We start from the raw sequence: 19,362 nt of genomic DNA on the forward strand, positions 1-19,362 counted from the left end.
GCAGGAAATCTGTCTCGTAAAAAGGGAACATCGATTTGGCGGAAAGTAAGATTGCTGAAAGAGCCTTCTACCAGCCGGGTGCAAGCAGCATCGAAGGCATGCCGACAACCCTTCAGCTTTTTCACAATCACCCGCCCATCATGCTCAGGCCACACTGGCACGCGCAGGTGGAGGTGAATTACGTGATGGCGGGATCGGTGCATTATCGCATGGGCGATCATGACCTTACGCTTCATTCCGGCCAGATGTGCATCTTCTGGGGTGGCCAGCCGCACCAGATGGACCACTCTTCCGACGATTCGTTTTACGCCGGCGCGCATCTTCCGCTCGTGCACTTTTTCCGCATGCGCCTGCCCGCTACCGTTTCCAGCCTGCTGATGGGCGGTGCGACGATGGTGAGTGCTGAGACGGACAAGGCAGACGCCGAAAATTTCGGCCGCTGGTTTCGCTATGTCTCCTCCGGCGACCCGGCGAAAGCCCAGCACGCGGTGGAAGAATTGCTGCTCAGGGTCGAGCGGATGTTCCTCGAGCCATACGCCGTCATATCTTCCGCCGCCAGCGGCAAACGCAGAGAGAATGATGAGGGCATGGCGCCCTCCATCGGCGTGGTACGCATGTGCGATTTCATTGCCGCCAATTTCCTCGACGATATCGACGCAACCGACATCGCCCGCGCCGCCGCGCTTCACCCGAAATATGCGATGAACCTGTTCCGCAAATCCACCGGCATGACGCTGATCAAATATCTGACCCTGCTCCGTCTTTCGCGCGCGCAGGCCATGCTGATGACGGGCAAGGACAATATCCTGCAGATCGCCATGGAAAGCGGTTTTGGCTCGGTCAGCGCATTCAACAAGGCATTCCGCCAGATATCAGGCATGTCGCCTTCCGATTTCCGCCGCGACATGCGGGCGGCGGCGGCTTAGGGTACCCTCCTCATTCCTGTGCTCGTCACAGGGATGAGGTTGAGTGAGCACCCCAACCCTTAGCCACCCATCTCTTCAAAATCGGGAAAAGCAGCGCTGCGCTGCCGCGCCGCCTGGCGATAAGCGCGGGGCGAGCTGCCCAGCATTCGCCGGAACATCGTTGTAAAAGCGGGGATGTTTTCATAACCGGCATCCAGCGCCACGTTCGTCACGGCCTCCCCCGCCGCCAGCCGCGGCAGGGAGGCGAAGATGCAGGCCTGCTGACGCCATGTGGCGAAGCTCACCCCCAGTTCCTTGCGAAACAGACGCGTGAAGGACCGGCGGCTGATGCCCATGGCCGCCGCCCAGTCGTCGATCTCCACCCTCGCCACGGGCCTGTTGAGGAAATCCCGGCAAAGCGCTGCCAGCCGCTGATTGTCCGGAAATGGCAAACCCAAAGGGCGTTCCGGCAGGCGATTCACTTCATCCAGCAAAAGTGCGCGCACGAGACCCTGCCGGTGAAAAGCAGCTGGCTGATGTTCCTCGGCCAGCAATTCGGAAATCAGGCTCGAGGCGAGATCTGTTATTTCCACGACCCTTGGAGACGTTGCCTGGAAGAGATCGGGATGGACATAGATGGAGTGCATCTCGACATTGGAGATGACTTCGGCCTCATGTTGCAGACCGGCGGGAATGAGCAGCCCGTGACCCGGCGGTATCATCCAGCGCCCATCCGCCGTGCTGACCAGCACCACCCCCCGGCGCGCGCACCATATCTGCACGCGACTATGGTTATGGGGCGGAGTGCGATGCCCCGTCGGATAGATGCGATGGAGCGCCAGCACCGGCTCATTGGTGCCGTCGATCAATTTCAGGCTGCGCTCATGCTCCTCGAGCGTCACACCGACTGTCTGTCGCGATTTGATTTTTGCCATTTGGCCCACTCACAAAGAAACTCGTCCAGAACACAAATGCAGGCCAGACACAATATGAATAAAAGCGGGAGCAAATAAAGACATGTTTCCCGTTTCATCGGCGGGGATCTGGAGAGGATAATTCATGGCCACCGTCACCAGCACCGGGTTCAACCCGCAACGCACGGCGTTTTCAATCATCGCAGCCGCGAGCTTCTGCCATATGCTGAACGACATCATGCAATCGCTGCTGACGTCGCTTTACCCGTTGCTGAAAGCCAATTACGCGCTCGATTTCGTACAGATCGGACTGCTTACCTTCGCCTTTCAGGTCACGGCATCGCTGCTGCAGCCGGTCGTCGGCATGGTGACAGACCGTTGGCCCATGCCGTTTTCCCTGCCCGTGGCCATGCTCTCCACCTGCGCCGGCCTCATCACGCTCGCCTTTGCCCATAGTTTCGAGGTTCTGGTGATTGGCGCCTGCCTCATCGGCATCGGCTCGGCGATCTTCCATCCCGAAGCCTCGCGCGTTGCCCGCCTGGCATCCGGCGGCCGCCATGGTCTGGCGCAGTCCTTCTTCCAGGTGGGTGGGAATACCGGCACGGCCATCGGCCCGCTGCTCGCCGCCTTCATCGTCATTCCGTTGGGCCAGTCGAGCCTCAGCTGGTTCTCGCTGATTGCCCTCCTCGGCTTCGGCGTGCTGTCCTGGGTCGGCGTCTGGTATACCCGCCACCGCCGCGCAACCGTCGGCAAGGCTCCGGCCAGCCGCGCCCTGCCGCTCTCACGCGGAACCGTGATGATGACGCTTCTGGTGCTGGTGGTTCTGACCGCCACCAAGAATGCCTATCTCGCCAGCCTCTCGAGCTACTTCACCTTCTACACCATCGACAGGTTCGGCCTTGGCGTGCAGGACGCGCAGGTACTGCTGTTCCTCTTCCTCGGGGCATCCGCACTCGGCGTGTTCTTCGGCGGCCCGATCGGTGACCGTTTCGGCTCGCGCGTCGTCATCTGGTTCTCGATCCTCGGCGTCATTCCCTTCGCGTTGATGCTGCCCTATGCGAACCTGTTCTGGACAGCCGTTCTGGTCGTCGTCATCGGCTTCGTCTTCTCTTCGGCTTTCTCGGCCATCGTCGTTTTCGCGCAGGAGCTTGTGCCGGGCCGGGTCGGCCTCATCGCCGGCATGTTCTTCGGTTTCGCCTTCGGTTTCGGCGGCATCGGGGCTGCGGTTTTGGGGGTCTATGCGGATAAGGAAGGCATTGAATTCGTCTACCGCATCTGCTCCTACATGCCGCTGCTCGGCCTTTTGACGGTCTTCCTGCCGAAACTGCCGAGCCACCGCTAAAAGCCTCGCGTTCAACGCTTTTCAACACGGCGGTCACCTGTGATACTCGGGTGACCGCCGTATTCCGTTGTGCAAAGCCCTACCCATGCAAATCCCGATAAAATCGATCCTCGTTTTCCACGCCGCGGCAAGGGCGGGCAGCATTTCCCGGGCGGCGGAAGAGTTGAGCGTGACGCCTTCGGCCGTTTCCCAGCAGATCCAGCTGCTGGAAGGCCAGCTCGGCACGACGCTGATGGCGCGGACGGGCCGCAAGGTGACATTGACCGAAGCGGGCGAGCGCTATTTTTCGATGATCACCGCCCAGATCGAGCAGATATCCGACGCGACCGACAGCATTCGCGGTTTCCGTTCCGTCACGGCACTGACGATCCGGGCGACGCCGACCATTTCCAACAAATGGCTTCTGCCGCGTCTCGGCTCCTTTCTGGAGGAGCACCCTGAACTGGAAGTGCGCTTGGACGGCACCAACGAGCCGACCGATTTTTCGCAGGAGCTCGTCGATGTGGAGCTGCGCCACGGCGATGGTCGTTGGCCGGGCCTCTTCGTGGAAGGGCTGGTGGAAGAGGAATTCCTGCCGGTGTCCTCACCGGACTATGCCGCCACCGGAAGCCTTCAGGCCGCCGATCTGCTTGAACTGCGGCTCATTCATTCGGTGAAGGCACAGGCGCAGTGGACGCACTGGTTCCCGATGGCGGGCGTGCATTCAGACAAAAGATGGCGGCGCGTGCTGTTCGACCGCAGCCATATGGCCATCGACGCCGCGGCCGGCGGTCTGGGCGTCGCGCTGGAAAGCACGCTGATGATGGAACGGGAACTGAGTACCGGAGCGCTTGTCTGCCCCGTCATCGACGCACCGCGCATCAAGCTCGTTACCCAATGGATCGTTTGCCCGCATTCTCACCTGCGGCAGCGAAAGGTGACGCTTTTCCTGGAGTGGATGCGAAAACAACGCGACGAGTGGCGTGACCGTCGCGTTGTCTGAGTTTTTCAGGCGTACTGTTTCAGCTCAGTAGAGACCCATCAGCCGTATCGGCCCAAGCGTCAGGATCGGGAAAAGCACCAGCGCAAATATGGCGAGCGTCAGCACCGTCATCGGCGCCAGCGAACCGCGGATGACATCCTCGATCTTCATGTTCGCGACCTGGGCTGCGGCAAACAGGCAGACCCCGACTGGCGGCGTCACCAGCCCGAGCGTCAGCGTCATGACAGTCACGATCAGGAAATGGATCGGATCGATACCGAGCGCTTCGACCGGCGGCATCAATACCGGAATGAGGATGAACATGGCGGGGATCGCTTCCATGAAAATGCCGATGATCAGCAGGAACACGAAGATCACGAGCATGCCCGTCATCGGCCCGAGGTTCATCGCCTTCAAGAGTTCGGCGACCTGTTCCGGCAGGCCGTCAAAGGTGAAGACCCAGGCAGCCAGCTGCGAAGTGGCGGCGATGAACAGGATGGTTCCGGAAATGCGTGCCGTCGAGATGAGGATTTCCGGCAGTTCGCGCACCGGCAGCGTGCGGTAGACGATGACGCCGAGCACCGCGACATAAACGACCGCGATGGCAGCGGCTTCCGTCGGCGTGAACAGGCCGCTGGCGATGCCGATGATGAGGATCAGCGGGGTGAGCATCGGCAGGATGGCGCGAAGTCCGGTGATGACAACCAGACGGAAGTTGAAGGGGGTCGGCGGGTTATATCCGTAGTGCACGGAATAGAAGTGATTGAAGACCAGGAAGGCGAAGGCGATGAAGAGGCCGGGCACCAGGCCCGCGATCAGCAATGTGCCGATGGACACGTTGGCGATGGAGCCGGCAATGACGATCAGGATCGACGGCGGAATGATCGAGGAGAGCGTGGAGGTGCAAAGCGTCATGCCGACGGCATAACCCTTCGGGAAGCCATGCCGCTCCATCGCCTTGATCTCGATGGCGCCGACAGAGGCGATGTCAGCGACGGACGAGCCGGAGACACCGGAAAAAATCACCGAGGAGATGACGTTGACGTGACCGAGGCCGCCGGGCAACCAGCCCACCATGGCCTCGGCGAAATCGAAAATGCGCTCCGCCACACGCCCCCGCTCCATGACGGTGCCGACGAGGATGAACAGCGGCACGGCGACGAGCAGGAAGGAGTTCATGGATGAGAACATCGTCTGCGACAGCAGGTCCATCGGCATGGAGGTAAAGAGCCAGAGCGTGCCGACGCTGGCGAGCGCCAGCGCAATGGCAAGCGGTACACCGAGCATGCTGAGACCGAAAAAGGCGACGAGAAGAAAGACCGACATGGATCAATGTCCTGCTGAAATGGAGATGTCGGCGTGTGCGATCTCGTCCGCCGGCAGGCCAAGCTCGGGAAGCGCGATGAGCTCCCGGCGGCTGCGCAGCGATTCGACGATGGCGAGCACGGCGATGATGGCGGAAACCGGCAGAACGATGCCGATGGTCCACATCGGGATGGGAAGCGTGGCGGCGGTTTCGTTCATCATGACCTGCTGGCGCACCATGGTCAGGCCCGTCCAGCCCATCATGCCGAAGAAGAACACGGATGAACCGACGTAGATCGGCACCGCGAGCCGCCGGAAGAAGCGGTGAAACAGCACGAGAAACACCACAACACGGGCGCTTTCAACGGTGCGGAAGCCGGCGGCGAGGCCCAGAAACACCATCCAGATGAAGAGAAAGCGGGTTGCTTCCTCGGTCCAGGGGAGAGGACTGCCGATGAGGCGGCCAATGACCTGGAGGAGCACGACGATGAGAATGCCGGCGCAGGCCGCGCCTGCGGCCACATCGGCGATGAGTCTTACGATGGTGCCGAGCACCGAAGGTTTCGTATCGTTCATGACAATACCCTTCCACTGCTGAAACCGGATATCCGGTAAAACGAATGCCACCCTGCCCTCACGGCAAGACGACCCTGCCTGACATTTGGGAAGGCCGGATCGAAACCCGGCCGTCCGTTTGCGGAAAGGTCAGTTCGTCTTGAGGAACGCCTGCGTCTTGTCGAAGAAGGCCTGATCCTTCACCAGAGCGGAGAATTTCGCCGAAAGGCCGGCCGCCACGGCCACGAAAGCCTTGCGCTCGTCATCGGTCAGCGCGTTCACCTCCATGCCGTTCTTTTTCAGCGTTTCCAGTGACTTGTCGATATCGGCAGCGTCGTTCTGCGCCTTCCAGGCCTCCGTTTCCACGGCAGCCTCCTTGAGCGCGGTCTTGAAGTTCTCATCAAGACCTTCAAAACGGGCAGGATTCATGCCCAGCACCCAGGCGTCGGCGATGTGGTTGCTGATCGTCAGGTATTTCTGCACCTCGTAGAGTTTGGCGCTGACCGGCACATTGACCGGATTTTCCTGCCCGTCGACCACCTTGAGCTGGAGGGCATTATAGACTTCGGCAAAAGCCATCGGCGTCGGGGCGGCCCCCATGGCGCCGAAGAATTCAACCCAGAGCGGATTGTTCGGCACCCGCAGCTTCATGCCCTTCAAATCGGCTGGGGATTTGATCGGCGCCCTCGAATTGGTGATCTGGCGCAGCGGCCGTGACCAGAGATCGAGCCCGAGAATGCCGATCTTGCTCAGATCGCTGGAAAGCTCCTTGCCGAGATCGCTGTCGAGATAGACCCGAAGCTGGTCGATATCGCGGAACTGGTAGGGGATGGCGATAGCTGTGAATTTCGGGTTGAACGTCGCGTAGAGCGATGTCGAATTCAGGAGCATGTCAAGCGAGCCGCCGGCAAGCTGCTTGACGCCCGCCGAAGGATCGCCGCCATAAAGCGTACCGTTGGGGAATACCTTGATCTTGAGCTTGCCGTCGGTCTTTTTTGAAACCAGTTCCGCGAACTTGTTGGCGGAAAGCGTGATTTCGGAATTGTCTGCATCCGGCGTCGACAGCGTCAGCGTCTCGGCCCGTGCAATCGATGCGACCAGCATGGTGGCGGCAAGGGCCAGCCCGTAAAGTTTTGAAATTTTCATGTGTTCCTCCCTTTGTTGTGTCTTAAACAGTTTCGAGCGTTCCTCCGAACGCATTCATGCGCTTAATTTCAAGGATCACACCGCTGTGATCAAGCTCGCCCGCGCCATGCTCGACCATGGAGCGAAACAGCCGGTCAACCTCCTCGCTGACCGGTAATGTCAGGCCGCGGCTTCTGGCGAAGGCCAGCGCCGTGGACGTATCCTTGACCTGATATTTCGCCGGCCCGCCGGGGCGGAAATCGCCCTCAACCATGCGTTTTCCGTGCTGACGGAAGACGGTGGAATCGGCAAATCCGCCAAGCAGGGCGTGGCGCACCTGTGCCGGGTCCGCTCCCCCTTCTTCCGCAAGGGTGAGAGCTTCGGCAACGGCGCAGATTGTCGAGGCGACGATCAGCTGATTGGCAAGCTTGGCCAGAGAGCCGCAGCCCACCGGCCCTACGTGCGTGACGCGGCCAAGAAAACCGAGGAGCGGCCGCAGCGCATCCACATCCCGCTGTTCACCCCCGGCCATGATGGCGAGCGTTCCTTCGATCGCTCCCTTTTCACCGCCGGACACGGGCGCATCGACATATCTGACGCCGCATGCCATGGCGGCTTCAGCCTGTTCCATTGCAATTTCAACGGGAATGGAACTCATGACCAGCAGAACCGCACCGGGCTTCATGGCTGAAACGATGCCCGGCGAACCGAGCAGAACATCGTTGCAGACCGGCCCGGAACTCAGCATGCAGAGCACCACATCCGCTTCGGCCGCAGCCTCGGCAGCCGTTACAGTCGGCTGCACGCCCTTCTCTGCCAGAACCGCAGCCTTGTCGGCACTGCGGTTCCAGGCCTTGACGGAAAACCCGGCCTCTGCCAGGCGCGCCGCCATGGGTGCGCCCATGATGCCCGTACCGATAACGGCAACCTGGCGGATGTCTGCCATCGTTCCCATCCTTCAAAGCCATTGCCGGTTCAGGAAGCGCACCGGCAGTTCTTCTTCGATAAGCGCCGGAAACGCCTCGCGGAAGCGGTCGAGATGCGGTGTCTTCAGGTGGTCGTCAAAAGCCTGTTTGTCGTCATAGACCTCGTAGAACACCACATTGTTTCCCGTTTCCGGCCGCACCACGTCGAATTGCCGGCAACCCGGTTCATCACGAACCGAATGGGTGGCGTCATCACGCGCAGCGTCGAGAAAGGCCTCCATCGCGTCGGGCTTGACCCGAAATTCCGCTATCACCACGAAAGCCCCCTTCGACATGTCCTGATCCCCGCCCGTCACGCCGCAGCGTCCTTTTGCGGGCGGAAGCGGTTTTCCATGTCCTGACGCAGCTTCACCACGTCGAGATCGTTGACCAGCTCCACATCGTCGAAGCTGACGATCTGGTCTTTCCTGATGGCGCGCTTCAGCTTGACGTTATGGGCGAGGCCGATCGGCAGCGCTTTCATGTCCAGGCTGCGGGTCGCTGGAATGGCGTTCGCCCAGACCGCATAACCGCCCTCGCCGTCCAGCATCTCGCCGGGCTGCATGTCCTTCTTGGCTGTGGCGACGGCATCGCCGCGGAACTCCTTCGAGCAGCCGGTTGCCTCGTTTCGCAATACGGCAGAGAGCACGCTGATCGAGGTTTCGAGTCCGATGATATGGAACGGACGCCACATGGAGGCGTACCAGCCGGACGGATCGGTCAGCAGGCCATATTGCTTGAAGCAGGCGCGGGCATATTCATTATGCGCCTTGAACGTGACGAAGACGCCGTAACGGATGTTGTTGAACACCTCGCGTCCATCCGGTTCCTGGCTTGCGGCGATATCCACCAGGCCTGAACGGGCCATGCGGCCGCCATCGGCGGCGGGACGGAAAACACGGGCGAGATCGTGCAGGCCGGCGGGCGGGAAAGCCAGACCGTCATCCGGGCAATCCAGCCCCGTACCATTGGCGACAGCCGCCATTTCGATGGCTGCCTTGGTGCCATCGGTGAAGGAATTATACATTTTCGGATTGAAGTCGCCCTTGGCCACTTCCTCGTCCGTCCAGCCGAAATAACCCCAGACCGTGTCCGGCGTCGAATAACGGTAACGCGGCTCGAAGTTCATGCCCTTGCCGGCGGAAACGACCTCGAAGCCGGTGGCGCGCGCCCAGTCGACAAGCTCGCAGATCAACGCCGGCTGGTCGCCGTAAGCCATGGAATAGATCAGGCCCTTGGCGCGGGCCTTTTCGGCAAGGATCGGGCCGACCATGACGTCAGCTTCGACATTGACCATGACGACGTGTTTGTTGTGGTCGATGGCGCCCAACGCGTGGCGGGCACCGGCCAGCGGATGGCCGGTGGCTTCGATGACGCATTCGATCTCACCGCAGGCGAAAAGCTCGTTCACGTCGTCGGTCACATAGGTCTTGCCGCTCTTCAGCGCCTCGGCGCAGCTCTTCGCATCGTAGCGCTCCTTCGGCCAGCCGACGCGATCCAGCGATTCCTTCGCCTTTCCGACATTGAGGTCCGCAACGGCGACCATGTGGAAACCGGCGATGCGCTGCGCCTGCGCCAGCACCATGGAGCCGAACTTGCCCGCGCCGATGAGACCGACGCGGACAGGCCTGCCGCCGGCCGCACGTTCTGACAGAAGAGAATAGAGGTTCATGTTTCATCATCCTTCGCTGGGGAAATTGCTGGCGAGAATGTCCAGTCAGCCCGGCGAAAACCATGCGATACCGCGGCTGCGAGGCTCCCCTCACGGCACTGGAGACATGGCAATCTGACGTTCCTCCCGAAGCCCGGCACACCTGTGCGCCGGCTCTCGCGGTCGCCTCCCAAAGCAACCTTGAGAACAGAGTAGGAGCGTTCAAATATTAGTTCTATTTAGAAAATCACATTTTTATTTTAGTTTTTCTAACGATCCTCAGGCCGATTTCCGCAGCATCAGATCGGCGCTGAGCAGGATGCGCTCCCGCATTCGGGTGGCATCGTCTGCCTCCTCGTTCAGTTTCTGAAACAGCAGCTCGATCGACAGCCTGCCGATCTCGTTGTAGTTCTGCGCCACGGTGGTGATGGGCGGGCAGGCATAACGCGCCAGCGGATGATCGTCATGGCCAGCGACCCTCAGATCGTAATCGGCGCCGTGGCCGACCCTGATGCCCTTCTGAAAAGCCGCGGCGATGACGCCGAAGGCGATGCGGTCATGGGCGCACAGGATCGTCCGCGACGGCAGAAGCGTGCGCCGTTCCAGAAGCCGGCCTGCTTCCTCGAAAGCAAACCGTTCAAACTCCCATGTGATGTCGCCCGGGACGTTAATCACATGTGGCTCGAAGCCGAGTTGTTGCATGGCCTCCACATAGGCCGTGCGGCGCGTGGCGGCATTGGTATTGACCTGCGGCATGTCGAAGAAACAGGGCGGTTCTCCCGAGCGGCAGAGATAATCCACCATCAGTCCCACGCTCTGCCGGTTATCGGTGCCGACAAAGGCGGACGTCTCGTCGAGCGGCGAATCGACATAGACGATCGGGACAGTGGCCGCGAGTTGCTCCAGCGTAGCGCGATGGGATTTGACGCCAAGCGGCGCGATGATGGCACCCGCCACGTTCATCGACTTGAAGGTGCGGATGGCGCGGTCTTCGATTTCGGGCTTGCCGTCCGATGAAAGCACGAAGGCCAGAAACCCGGCTTCGCTCGCAATGAGCTCGATACGGCTCGTGAGCGCCATATAAAAGGGGTCGGTGGAACTCGGGATGATGATGCCGATGATGTTGGAACGGCGGCGGTTGAGGTTGACGGCGAAAATGTTCGGCCGAAACCCGGATTTCTTCAGCGCATCCTCGATGGCATCCCGCGTCTTCTTGCGGACCGAGGCCGGGTCATTGAAGTATTTCGAAACGGTCGGGCGGGAAAGGCCGACAAACTCCGAAAACTCCTCCATCGTCCTGATAGATTTGGCCAAAGTGCTTGCCCCCATGAACGTCACAGGTGGCACTTTACATCGACGGGCCTTCGCACGAAAAGCCGGTCCGATGCGGTTATCAACGGCCAAACGATCAATCGGCCGCAAATTAGAGTTTTATAGTGGCCGGATCAGACAACTCCAAAGCTCCGGTCCGCCCCTGCCAGGACGAAAGGTCGACGGGGGTCGACGGCCAGAACCGATGGCAAGCTCGAGCTCAGGCTCGGTCAGGCCGTTTCATCACGCCGATGACAGCAGGGTCATCCCGGCCTGAATGACACGAGCGAAATCAGGGTGGCCGAAGCCACCCTGAAACTTTTCGGCTGAACGGCGGTCTTATTGCCCGAGTACAGCGGCCGAGATGGTCTCGATATTGTGGTTGACCATGTCGATATAGGTCGCGGCCGGGCCATCGGCCGTGGAAAGCGCGTCGGAATAAAGCGTGCCGCCAACCTTCAGGCCGGTTTCGCTGGCGATCTGGTCGATCAGCCGCTTGTCGGTGATGTTTTCGACGAAGATGGCCGAAGCCTTGTCGTGTTTGACCTGGTCCACCAGCTTGGCGACATCGGCGGCAGAGGCTTCGGACTCCGTCGAGATGCCCTCCGGCGCGAGGAAATTCAGGCCATAGGCATGCTCGAAATAACCGAAGGCATCATGCGAGGTGATGATGACGCGCTTCTCCGGCGGGATCGCGGCGATCTCTGTCTTCACCTTCTCGTTCAGAGTAGCAAGCTTGGCGACATAGGCGTCGGAATTCGCGGTATAGGTCGCGCAGCCGGGTTTGTCGGCCTTGCAAAAGGCGCCGGCTATGTTCTTCACGTAGATTTGGGCATTCTTGATGGACTGCCAGGCATGGGGATCGTACTCGCCGTGATGGTGATGTCCTCCATGGCCATGGTCGTGATCGTGGGCGTCAGCCGTTTCGTGCTTGTGGCCGGCTTCCCCGGTCTTGTGGTCGTGAGCCTCCTCTTCCTCGGCCTCAGGATGGGCGTGGCCGGCGGGCTCGTCGGAAAGCCTGAGCGGCTCGACACCCTTGGTCAGCTCGACAACTGGCGCCTTCGTGCCGCTCGTTTCAATCAGCCGCTTCAAAAAGCCCTCGAATTCCAGGCCGTTGACCAGCACCACATCAGCCTTGCTGACGGCGACAGCATCGGCAGGGCGCGGCTCATAGACATGGGCATCGCCATCCGGCCCGACGAGCGTGGTGATCTCCACACGATCCCCACCGACATTTTTCGCGAAGTCGGCGATGATCGAGAAGCTGGCGACGACCTTCAGTTCGGCGGCGGAAGCCTGCGCCGTCAGAACCGGTGAGAGCGAAAGAAGACTGGCGCACGTGGCTAAGCGGAAGGTTTTGAACATTGGATTCTCCTGTTTCAAAGGCTGTTTTCAGGCCGCGCGGTGGCGGCCGGAACCGAGAAGATCGATGAGCACGCCGCGCGTGCCGAAGAGGATGGAGAGCGCATAGACGGCACCCGCCGAAAGGATGATCGCCGGGCCCGATGGCAGCGACGCGTGATAGGACAGGACAAGACCGGCAAAGCAGGACACCATGCCGATGCCGATGGAAATGAAGCACATGGGCGCGACGCGGTTTGACCAGAAGCGGCTGGCGGCAGCCGGCAGCATCATCAGCCCGACTGAAAGCAGCGTCCCCAGCGCCTGAAAGCCACCCACGAGATTGAGCACGACGATGCCGAGGAAGAGGAAATGCACCGGGCTGCCCCATCTGCTGACCGAGCGCAGAAAGAGCGGATCGAGGCATTCGGCCACGAGCGCGCGCCAGAAGGTGATCATCACCGCAAGCGTAATGACGCAGATGCCGCCGATCAGTCCGAGCGCCTCATTGTTCAGCGCCAGCACCGTGCCGAACAGAACGTGCATCAGGTCGACGCTGGAGCCACGCCATGAGACGAGCAGCACGCCGAGCGCCAGCGAAATCAGATAAAGCGCGGCGAGAGAGGCGTCCTCCTTCTGAACGGTGAAACGCGACACCGCGCCGGCCCCCAGCGCGACCACGAGGCCAACGACGAGCCCGCCAATCGTCATCGGCAGAATGTCCAGCCCATAAAACAGAAAGCCGACAGCAGCGCCCGGCAGGATGGCGTGCGACATGGCATCGCCCGTCAGGCTCATGCGGCGCAGCATCAGAAAAACCCCGACGGGGCCGCAGCTGACCGCGAGGATCAGCGCACCGGCAAGCGCACGCTGCATGAAGACATACTGGATGAAAGGATCGATGAAGATATCAGCCATGGCTATTCGAATTCGCGTGGAGGTGGGCGTGGGCGTGCGGCGGCGCCGCCGGATCCGGAGGGAGCGGAGGGGAAGCCGGCGCGCACCAAGGCGCATTCGCCTCCCACGCCTCATGGAAATCTCGGGCCTGGCGAAGATTCTCCGCCTGCAGGACTTCAGCCGTTGGACCAAGCCCGACCAGCCTTCGCGCCAGGAAAAGCGTCTGGGGAAAATGCTGCTGCACGAGCTGGTGATCGTGAAGTACGGCCAGAACGGTGCGCCCTTGCGCCACCCATGCCTTAATCAGCACCAGCAGGTCGGTCACCGTCCGCTCGTCGACGGCATTGAAGGGCTCATCGAGCAGAATGAGCTGCGCATCCTGCAGCATGGCCCGGGCAAAAAGGGCACGCTGCATCTGGCCACCCGAGAGGGAGTCGATATTTCGCCTTTCAAAACCGGACAGTCCGACCGCTTTCAGCGCTTGGTCGATCGCCGTCCTATCTTCGGAACGGTGTCGTCCGAGCAGGCCGCGTCTCGGCCAGAGACCGAGGGCCACAAGGTCTCGTACTTGAGCGGGAAAGGACCGGTCCAGCTCCGACTGTTGCGGCAGATAGGCGACGGAGATCGCCGGACTGACCCGACATTCGCCGCCAAGCGGCTTCAAAATGCCGGCAATGCCTTTCATCAACGTGGATTTTCCCGAGCCGTTGGCGCCGATAATGGCGGTAAGCGAGCCGCAGGCAATACTACCATTGAGATGGTGCACCGCCGCCCGGCCGGCATATCCAAGGGTCAGATTTGAGAAGATAAGGCACGGATCGTTCATCGATCCCTCCGGAAGCAGGATGTCATTCGATGACCCTTGATATGTAATGTTATTACATTCGTCAAACGAATATGTAATGAAATAACATTTACTGGTGGAAGCGGACTGGCACGCTGTCCCCTCCGCGGGGTAGGCCGTTGCTGGCAAACGGCGAATTATTCATCCGGACGCGTAACCACCACGCTCATGCCGAAGGCAATTTCTCGCTCACCTGTTGACACGCCCCATATATGTAATGTTATTACGTTACGTATGGTAACGATGCGCGCCGGATCGTTTCCCAATGCCCCGACGTGCCCGCCAAGGTCCACTCGAAACACGTTTACAGAACGAGGTCCAAATGTCGAAAAAACTACCCGTCACCGTGCTTTCCGGCTTTTTAGGCGCTGGCAAGACGACGCTTCTGAACCACATTCTCGCCAATCGCGATGGTTTGCGCGTGGCCTTGATCGTCAACGACATGAGCGAGATCAATATCGATGCGGCGCTGGTTCGTGACGGCGGGGCCAATCTCTCCCGAACCGAAGAGCAATTGGTGGAAATGACCAATGGCTGCATCTGTTGCACCCTGCGTGACGATCTTCTCAAGGAAGTGCGGGCGCTGGCGGAGCAGGACCGTTTCGACTATCTGCTGATCGAATCGACCGGCATCGCCGAGCCGCTTCCCGTCGCCGCGACGTTCGATTTCCGCGACGAGAATGGTCGCAGCCTTTCCGATGTTGCCCGGCTCGACACGATGGTGACGGTGGTGGACGCCGCCAATCTTCTCAACGATTACGGTTCGTCCGATTTTCTGGCCGACCGGGGCGAAACGGCGGGCGATGGCGACAACCGCACCATCGTCGATCTTCTGGTGGAGCAGATCGAATTCGCCGATGTCGTCGTGCTCAACAAGATCGGCACTGCAACGCCAGAGGAGCGGGATGCCGCCCGCAAGATCATCATCGGGCTGAACCCCGATGCAAAACTCATCGAGGCCGATTTCGGCAAGGTGGCGCTGAAGGAGGTTCTGGGCACCGGCCGCTTCGATTTCGCCAGGGCCGAACAACACCCTCTCTGGTTCAAGGAATTGCATGGTTTCAAGGACCACATTCCCGAAACCGAGGAATATGGCATTCGCTCTTTCGTCTATCGTGCCAAAAAGCCTTTCGACCCCGTGCTGTTCCAGCGTTTCATCGATCGCGCCTGGCCGGGGGTCGTGCGCGCCAAGGGTTTTTTCTGGCTGGCGACGCGGCCGCGTTATGTGGGAGAGATCAGCCAGGCCGGCGCCCTGGTTCGCACCGGCAAGATGGGTCTCTGGTGGTCCGCCGTGCCGAAAGAGCAATGGCCGCGCGAAAAGCAGTTCCTTGATATGATGAAGCCCTATCTCGACCCGGTCTTCGGCGACCGCCGCCAGGAAATCGTCTTCATAGGTTCCGATCCAATGAATGAAGCCCGCATCCGCGCCCAGCTCGATGCCTGCCTGATCGACACGGATGCCTTCACGCCCGATGCCTGGCGGCACCTGCCCGATCCTTTCGCCAGCTGGGACCGGCAGGCGGCTTGAGCGGTAGCTACCGATGCGGGGCAATCGCAAACCGTCACTCGGGATCAGGTCCGTGTCCAGCGCGGTCAAGTCCTTGATCGCGAAAAACTCTTTTCACGGCGCAGACGCGCCGTGGCTGGATGCCTGATCCAGCCCGGCATGACGGAGGAGAAGCTTCATGAAAAATTCAACGTCACCATCGCGAGCACCACGTATCGCCCGACCTTGGCGATGGTGACCAGCAGCAGAAACACCGGCAGCGGCTCTTTCATGATGCCGGCCGCAACCGTTAGAGGGTCCCCGATGATCGGCGCCCAGCTGAGCAGCAGGGACCATTTGCCGTAACGCCGGTACCAGTTCTGCGCCCGTTGCAGCGCAGCCTCCCCGACCGGGAACCAACGTTCGTGTCGAAAACGTTCGATGCCACGGCCAAGCAGCCAGTTGGCAAAGGAGCCGGCGACATTGCCGACGCTCGCCACGACAACCAGCAGCCAAATGGGGTGGGATTTTAGAAGGACGAGACCCGCAAGCGCCGCCTCCGACTGCATGGGCAGGATGGTCGCCGCAATGAACGCCGTCAGAAACAAACCCGCATATACAGCCAGATCGGCCATCGCCTGTCCTTCATCATCCGCGAATCCCATCGCTGTCGCTGAAGTGGCGGATAAGGGCCGCGGCCGTCAAGCGGCTCTGCCGCGTGGAGGCGGGTTCTCAAGCTGAATTCGCGGCAATGGCGCGCACAATATCGTCATGATCCACCGCGAGAAGCGCCTTGTGGATGGACAATTGCCGGGTCGTACCGGAAACGGCAAGGATGACGATCACCGTTTCCCGTGGCGGGCAATCCGGCAGCGCGCAGGAAAGCTCGCTGACGGTAATACTGTCTTCCGGCTTGAGTTGCAGCAAATCGCGTGACCATTGCTTCAGAAGACGGGCGTGCGAGATGATCGCGGACCCACTGCGTGCAAGCGGATTGTTCATGCCCTGCCCTTCCGCCTTGCCTGCGCGGCCAATGTGTCGAAAAGCTCGCGAATGGGCTTTTGCGGCATGTCCATGCCGATCAGCACGATACGTGTCGAACGATCTTGATCCGGCCAGCGCTCCAGGCGGGTAAGCGGATAAAGCCGATGCTGCACCGCGTGGGCGACAACCGGTCGCTCCGGATCATCCGTCGCCCCGAAAATTCCCTTGAGCCGCAGAAGACCGGAATGCACATTGCTGGTGACGAGCTCGAGAAAAGTCACCATAGCCTGGGGGTCAAAAACCCCGTCAAAGGTGAGATTGAAGGCCTCGACCCCGACGCCGTGGCGGTTGATATCGTGCTGATGGGCCGCATGAAGGCTAAGCCTGTCGGCCGCGAGCCATGCAGGCGCATCCTCCGCCTTGCCGCACAGCGAATAATCCGATGCGTTGAACAACGACATCAGATCGAAATCGGCTGCGTTGCGATCATGAAACGAGGCTGCGGGATTGAGATCGGCAAGGCTTTCGCGGTCCAGCGCCGCGTCATCGGCCAGATCGCTCTTCGTCAAAACGATGTGGTCGGCAAAGGCAAGCTGTTTCCAGCCCTCAATGAAGCTGTTGAGCATCGGCGGGCCCGAGACAACGTCGAAAGCCGTCACCACGCCCGAAAGATGGAAATGCCGGGCGACGACGTGATCCCGCAGGCCCAGCGCCGGTGTGCCGCCGGCGATCAGGCTGTTGATGATCGGCGCAGGATCGGCAAGACCGGTGGTTTCGATGACAACCCGCGATACATCAGGCATTACCCCTTCCAGAATGGCCTGATGCAGTTCGTAAAGCGAGGTGCGGATCTCGCTCGTGGCGGTGCAGCAGATGCAACCCGTCGTCGTTCTGAAATATCGTTCGGAACCCGTCCGCACCAGGCCGTGATCGATGGGTTCCGAGCCGAATTCGTTGACGATCACGGCCGCATCCCGCATGGCCGGCTCAGCCAGAAGCGCGTTCAGCAAGGTGGTCTTGCCTGCACCGAGAAAGCCGGTAAGCAGGGTAACCGGCACCGTTCGCAAAGATGGCAGGCCAGCCGAATCGTCCATGCGCCCAACCGCCTTTTTCCGCTTCAATCCGAACACATCCACCTCTTCGCCCGCACAAATTCACAGCAATATAATAGGTAATGTAATAACATATCAATGGCAACTATTGGATTTCGACAGGAGGGAATCCAGCGAAGACACGCGCCGGTGGCCAAGCGCATGAAAAAACCGCGGAACGAAGGAAATGGAATAATAAATCCGTTTCCTTCACTTTCGTTTTAATCGTTCCACGTTCTATTGCATTTTCGTTAGAGTTCGCTTTTAATCGGCGATGCTAATACAGAAAAGATCGCCCGCAGCCATATCGAGGAGGATAGGCTGCAATTAAGGGGCTGTATCTTTTACTGTTTTCATAATGGGAGGAATCGCCTTGAAAAAACTCAGCTACCGCCTTGCTGCGGCATCCGCGCTTTCGTTTTTTGTCACATCGAATGCATATGCTGTGACGGAGATCCAGTGGTGGCACGCCATGACCGGCGCCAACAACGAAGTCGTGGATTCGCTTGCCAAGGAATTCAACGACAGCCAGAAAGACTACAAGGTCATGCCCGTCTTCAAGGGCACCTATCCCGAAACCCTGAACGCCGGCATCGCCGCCTTCCGCGCCAAGCAGGCGCCTGCCATCATTCAGGTCTTCGATGCCGGCTCCGGTGTCATGATGGGTGCTGCGGGCGCCATCAAACCGGTAGCGGACGTGCTGAAGGAAGGCGGCTACACCTTCAACAAGGATGAATATCTGGCAGGCATCGTCGCCTATTATTCCAAGCCTGACGGCACCATGCTGTCCTTCCCCTATAATTCGTCCTCGCCGATCCTCTATTACAACAAGGATATCTTCCAGAAGGCCGGCCTCGATGCCGCCAACCCGCCGAAGACGTGGCCTGAAGTCTTCGAAGCCGCCAAAAAGATCAAGACCAGCGGTGCCGCGCAATGTGGTTTCACCTCCACTTGGCTGACCTGGATCCAGACCGAAAACTTCGCCGCATGGAACAACGTCTCCTATGGCAGCAATGAAAACGGTCTCGGCGGCACCGATGTGAAGCTCGCCGTCAATGCGCCGCTCTTTGTCGAGCATTTCCAGGCGATTGCCGATCTGGCGAAAGACGGTGTCTTCCGTTATGGCGGCCGCACCTCGGAAGCCAAGCAACTCTTCATGTCCGGCGAATGCGGTATTCTGACCGAATCCTCCGGCGGCCTTGGAGATATCATCAAGACCGGGATGAATTACGGCATCGGCCAGCTTCCCTATTATGAGGGCCATGGCCCGCAGAACACCATCCCGGGCGGCGCCAGCCTCTGGGTCTTCGGTGGCAAGAGCGATGCCGAATATAAGGGCGTAGCGGAGTTCTTCCACTTCCTCTCCCAGACCAAGATCCAGTCTCGCCTGCATCAGGTCTCTGGCTATATGCCGGTCACGATCGCGGCCTATGAGGAAACCAAGAAATCCGGCTTCTACGACAAGAACCCCGGCCGTGAAACGCCGCTGCTGCAGATGATGGGCAAACCGCCGACAGAAAACTCCAAGGGTGTGCGTCTCGTGAACCTGCCGCAGGTGCGTGACATCATGAACGAGGAGTTCGAGGCGATGCTGGCCGGCAAGCAGGATGCGAAGGCAGCACTCGACAAGATAGTCCAGCGCGGCGACGCGGCCATCAAACAGGCCGCCGGCAATTAAACGATCC

General features: G+C 60.1%; 19 protein-coding genes. 5 read left to right on the forward strand and 14 right to left on the reverse strand.

Features of this window, described 5'->3' with window-relative positions:
- Positions 1-35: 35 nt before the first annotated feature.
- On the forward strand, positions 36-926 hold the full coding sequence (locus BTN45_RS15210; protein ID WP_207589863.1) for a helix-turn-helix domain-containing protein: 891 nt from the start codon (positions 36-38) through the stop codon (positions 924-926).
- A gap of 59 nt (positions 927-985) precedes the next feature.
- Here BTN45_RS15210 and BTN45_RS15215 read toward each other — a convergent pair whose 3' ends face one another.
- A complete protein-coding gene (locus tag BTN45_RS15215) occupies positions 986-1,840 on the reverse strand; it encodes a helix-turn-helix transcriptional regulator (protein ID WP_004445008.1) in 855 nt (284 codons plus the stop codon).
- A 124-nt stretch (positions 1,841-1,964) separates the two neighbouring features.
- On the opposite strand from BTN45_RS15215, the gene BTN45_RS15220 reads away from it, so the two are divergent.
- Both BTN45_RS15220 and BTN45_RS15225 read left to right on the forward strand, forming a co-directional pair.
- Entirely contained in the window at positions 1,965-3,161 is a 1,197-nt protein-coding gene (locus tag BTN45_RS15220) for an MFS transporter (RefSeq protein WP_004445010.1), read from the forward strand.
- 85 nt (positions 3,162-3,246) lie between these two features.
- A complete protein-coding gene (locus BTN45_RS15225; RefSeq protein WP_006700384.1) occupies positions 3,247-4,143 on the forward strand; it encodes a LysR substrate-binding domain-containing protein in 897 nt (298 codons plus the stop codon).
- Between the two features lie 24 nt (positions 4,144-4,167).
- Here BTN45_RS15225 and BTN45_RS15230 read toward each other — a convergent pair whose 3' ends face one another.
- The 10 genes from BTN45_RS15230 to aztA form a co-directional block, all read right to left on the reverse strand.
- A complete protein-coding gene (locus BTN45_RS15230; RefSeq protein WP_004445017.1) occupies positions 4,168-5,448 on the reverse strand; it encodes a TRAP transporter large permease in 1,281 nt (426 codons plus the stop codon).
- 3 nt (positions 5,449-5,451) lie between these two features.
- Complete coding sequence (locus tag BTN45_RS15235; RefSeq protein WP_004445019.1) at positions 5,452-6,003, reverse strand: TRAP transporter small permease; 552 nt, start codon at positions 6,001-6,003, stop codon at positions 5,452-5,454.
- Positions 6,004-6,132: 129 nt separating this feature from the next.
- The gene (locus tag BTN45_RS15240; protein WP_035210337.1) at positions 6,133-7,128 is read right to left on the reverse strand and encodes a DctP family TRAP transporter solute-binding subunit; all 996 of its coding nucleotides are present in this window, start codon (positions 7,126-7,128) and stop codon (positions 6,133-6,135) included.
- 22 nt (positions 7,129-7,150) lie between these two features.
- Positions 7,151-8,053 (reverse strand): NAD(P)-dependent oxidoreductase, encoded by a 903-nt coding sequence (locus BTN45_RS15245; protein WP_107327274.1) that lies wholly within the window; start codon positions 8,051-8,053, stop codon positions 7,151-7,153.
- 12 nt (positions 8,054-8,065) lie between these two features.
- A complete protein-coding gene (locus BTN45_RS15250) occupies positions 8,066-8,368 on the reverse strand; it encodes a putative quinol monooxygenase (protein WP_034497555.1) in 303 nt (100 codons plus the stop codon).
- 17 nt (positions 8,369-8,385) lie between these two features.
- The gene (locus tag BTN45_RS15255) at positions 8,386-9,744 is read right to left on the reverse strand and encodes a flagellar protein FlgA (protein WP_006700383.1); all 1,359 of its coding nucleotides are present in this window, start codon (positions 9,742-9,744) and stop codon (positions 8,386-8,388) included.
- Between the two features lie 258 nt (positions 9,745-10,002).
- Entirely contained in the window at positions 10,003-11,016 is a 1,014-nt protein-coding gene (locus tag BTN45_RS15260) for a LacI family DNA-binding transcriptional regulator (protein ID WP_006700382.1), read from the reverse strand.
- A gap of 357 nt (positions 11,017-11,373) precedes the next feature.
- Positions 11,374-12,399 (reverse strand): zinc ABC transporter substrate-binding protein AztC, encoded by a 1,026-nt coding sequence (aztC, locus tag BTN45_RS15265; protein ID WP_113382403.1) that lies wholly within the window; start codon positions 12,397-12,399, stop codon positions 11,374-11,376.
- Positions 12,400-12,426: 27 nt separating this feature from the next.
- Positions 12,427-13,293, reverse strand: a complete 867-nt coding sequence (aztB, locus tag BTN45_RS15270) for a zinc ABC transporter permease AztB (protein WP_034496649.1) — start codon at positions 13,291-13,293, stop codon at positions 12,427-12,429.
- Complete coding sequence (gene aztA, locus BTN45_RS15275) at positions 13,286-14,098, reverse strand: zinc ABC transporter ATP-binding protein AztA (RefSeq protein ID WP_207589864.1); 813 nt, start codon at positions 14,096-14,098, stop codon at positions 13,286-13,288. Before aztA ends, aztB begins: the two co-directional genes overlap by 8 nt.
- Positions 14,099-14,438: 340 nt before the next feature.
- Here aztA and zigA point away from each other — a divergent pair, with 340 nt between their 5' ends.
- Positions 14,439-15,644 (forward strand): zinc metallochaperone GTPase ZigA, encoded by a 1,206-nt coding sequence (zigA, locus tag BTN45_RS15280; RefSeq protein WP_137069352.1) that lies wholly within the window; start codon positions 14,439-14,441, stop codon positions 15,642-15,644.
- Between the two features lie 155 nt (positions 15,645-15,799).
- Here the strand turns inward: zigA and BTN45_RS15285 are convergent, their stop codons facing one another.
- The 3 genes from BTN45_RS15285 to BTN45_RS15295 form a co-directional block, all read right to left on the reverse strand.
- The gene (locus BTN45_RS15285) at positions 15,800-16,237 is read right to left on the reverse strand and encodes a YqaA family protein (RefSeq protein WP_207591647.1); all 438 of its coding nucleotides are present in this window, start codon (positions 16,235-16,237) and stop codon (positions 15,800-15,802) included.
- Between the two features lie 97 nt (positions 16,238-16,334).
- Positions 16,335-16,604 (reverse strand): hypothetical protein, encoded by a 270-nt coding sequence (locus BTN45_RS15290; protein ID WP_006700378.1) that lies wholly within the window; start codon positions 16,602-16,604, stop codon positions 16,335-16,337.
- Entirely contained in the window at positions 16,601-17,680 is a 1,080-nt protein-coding gene (locus BTN45_RS15295; protein WP_207589866.1) for a GTP-binding protein, read from the reverse strand. The genes BTN45_RS15290 and BTN45_RS15295 overlap by 4 nt, the downstream gene beginning before the upstream one ends.
- Before the next feature lie 364 nt (positions 17,681-18,044).
- Between BTN45_RS15295 and ugpB the strand changes: the two genes are divergently transcribed.
- On the forward strand, positions 18,045-19,355 hold the full coding sequence (gene ugpB / locus BTN45_RS15300; RefSeq protein ID WP_173615987.1) for a sn-glycerol-3-phosphate ABC transporter substrate-binding protein UgpB: 1,311 nt from the start codon (positions 18,045-18,047) through the stop codon (positions 19,353-19,355).
- Positions 19,356-19,362: the final 7 nt, after the last annotated feature.

Source organism: Rhizobium sp. ZX09, from assembly GCF_017357485.1.
In the GTDB taxonomy this organism is placed as follows: Bacteria; Pseudomonadota; Alphaproteobacteria; order Rhizobiales; family Rhizobiaceae; genus Agrobacterium; species Agrobacterium pusense.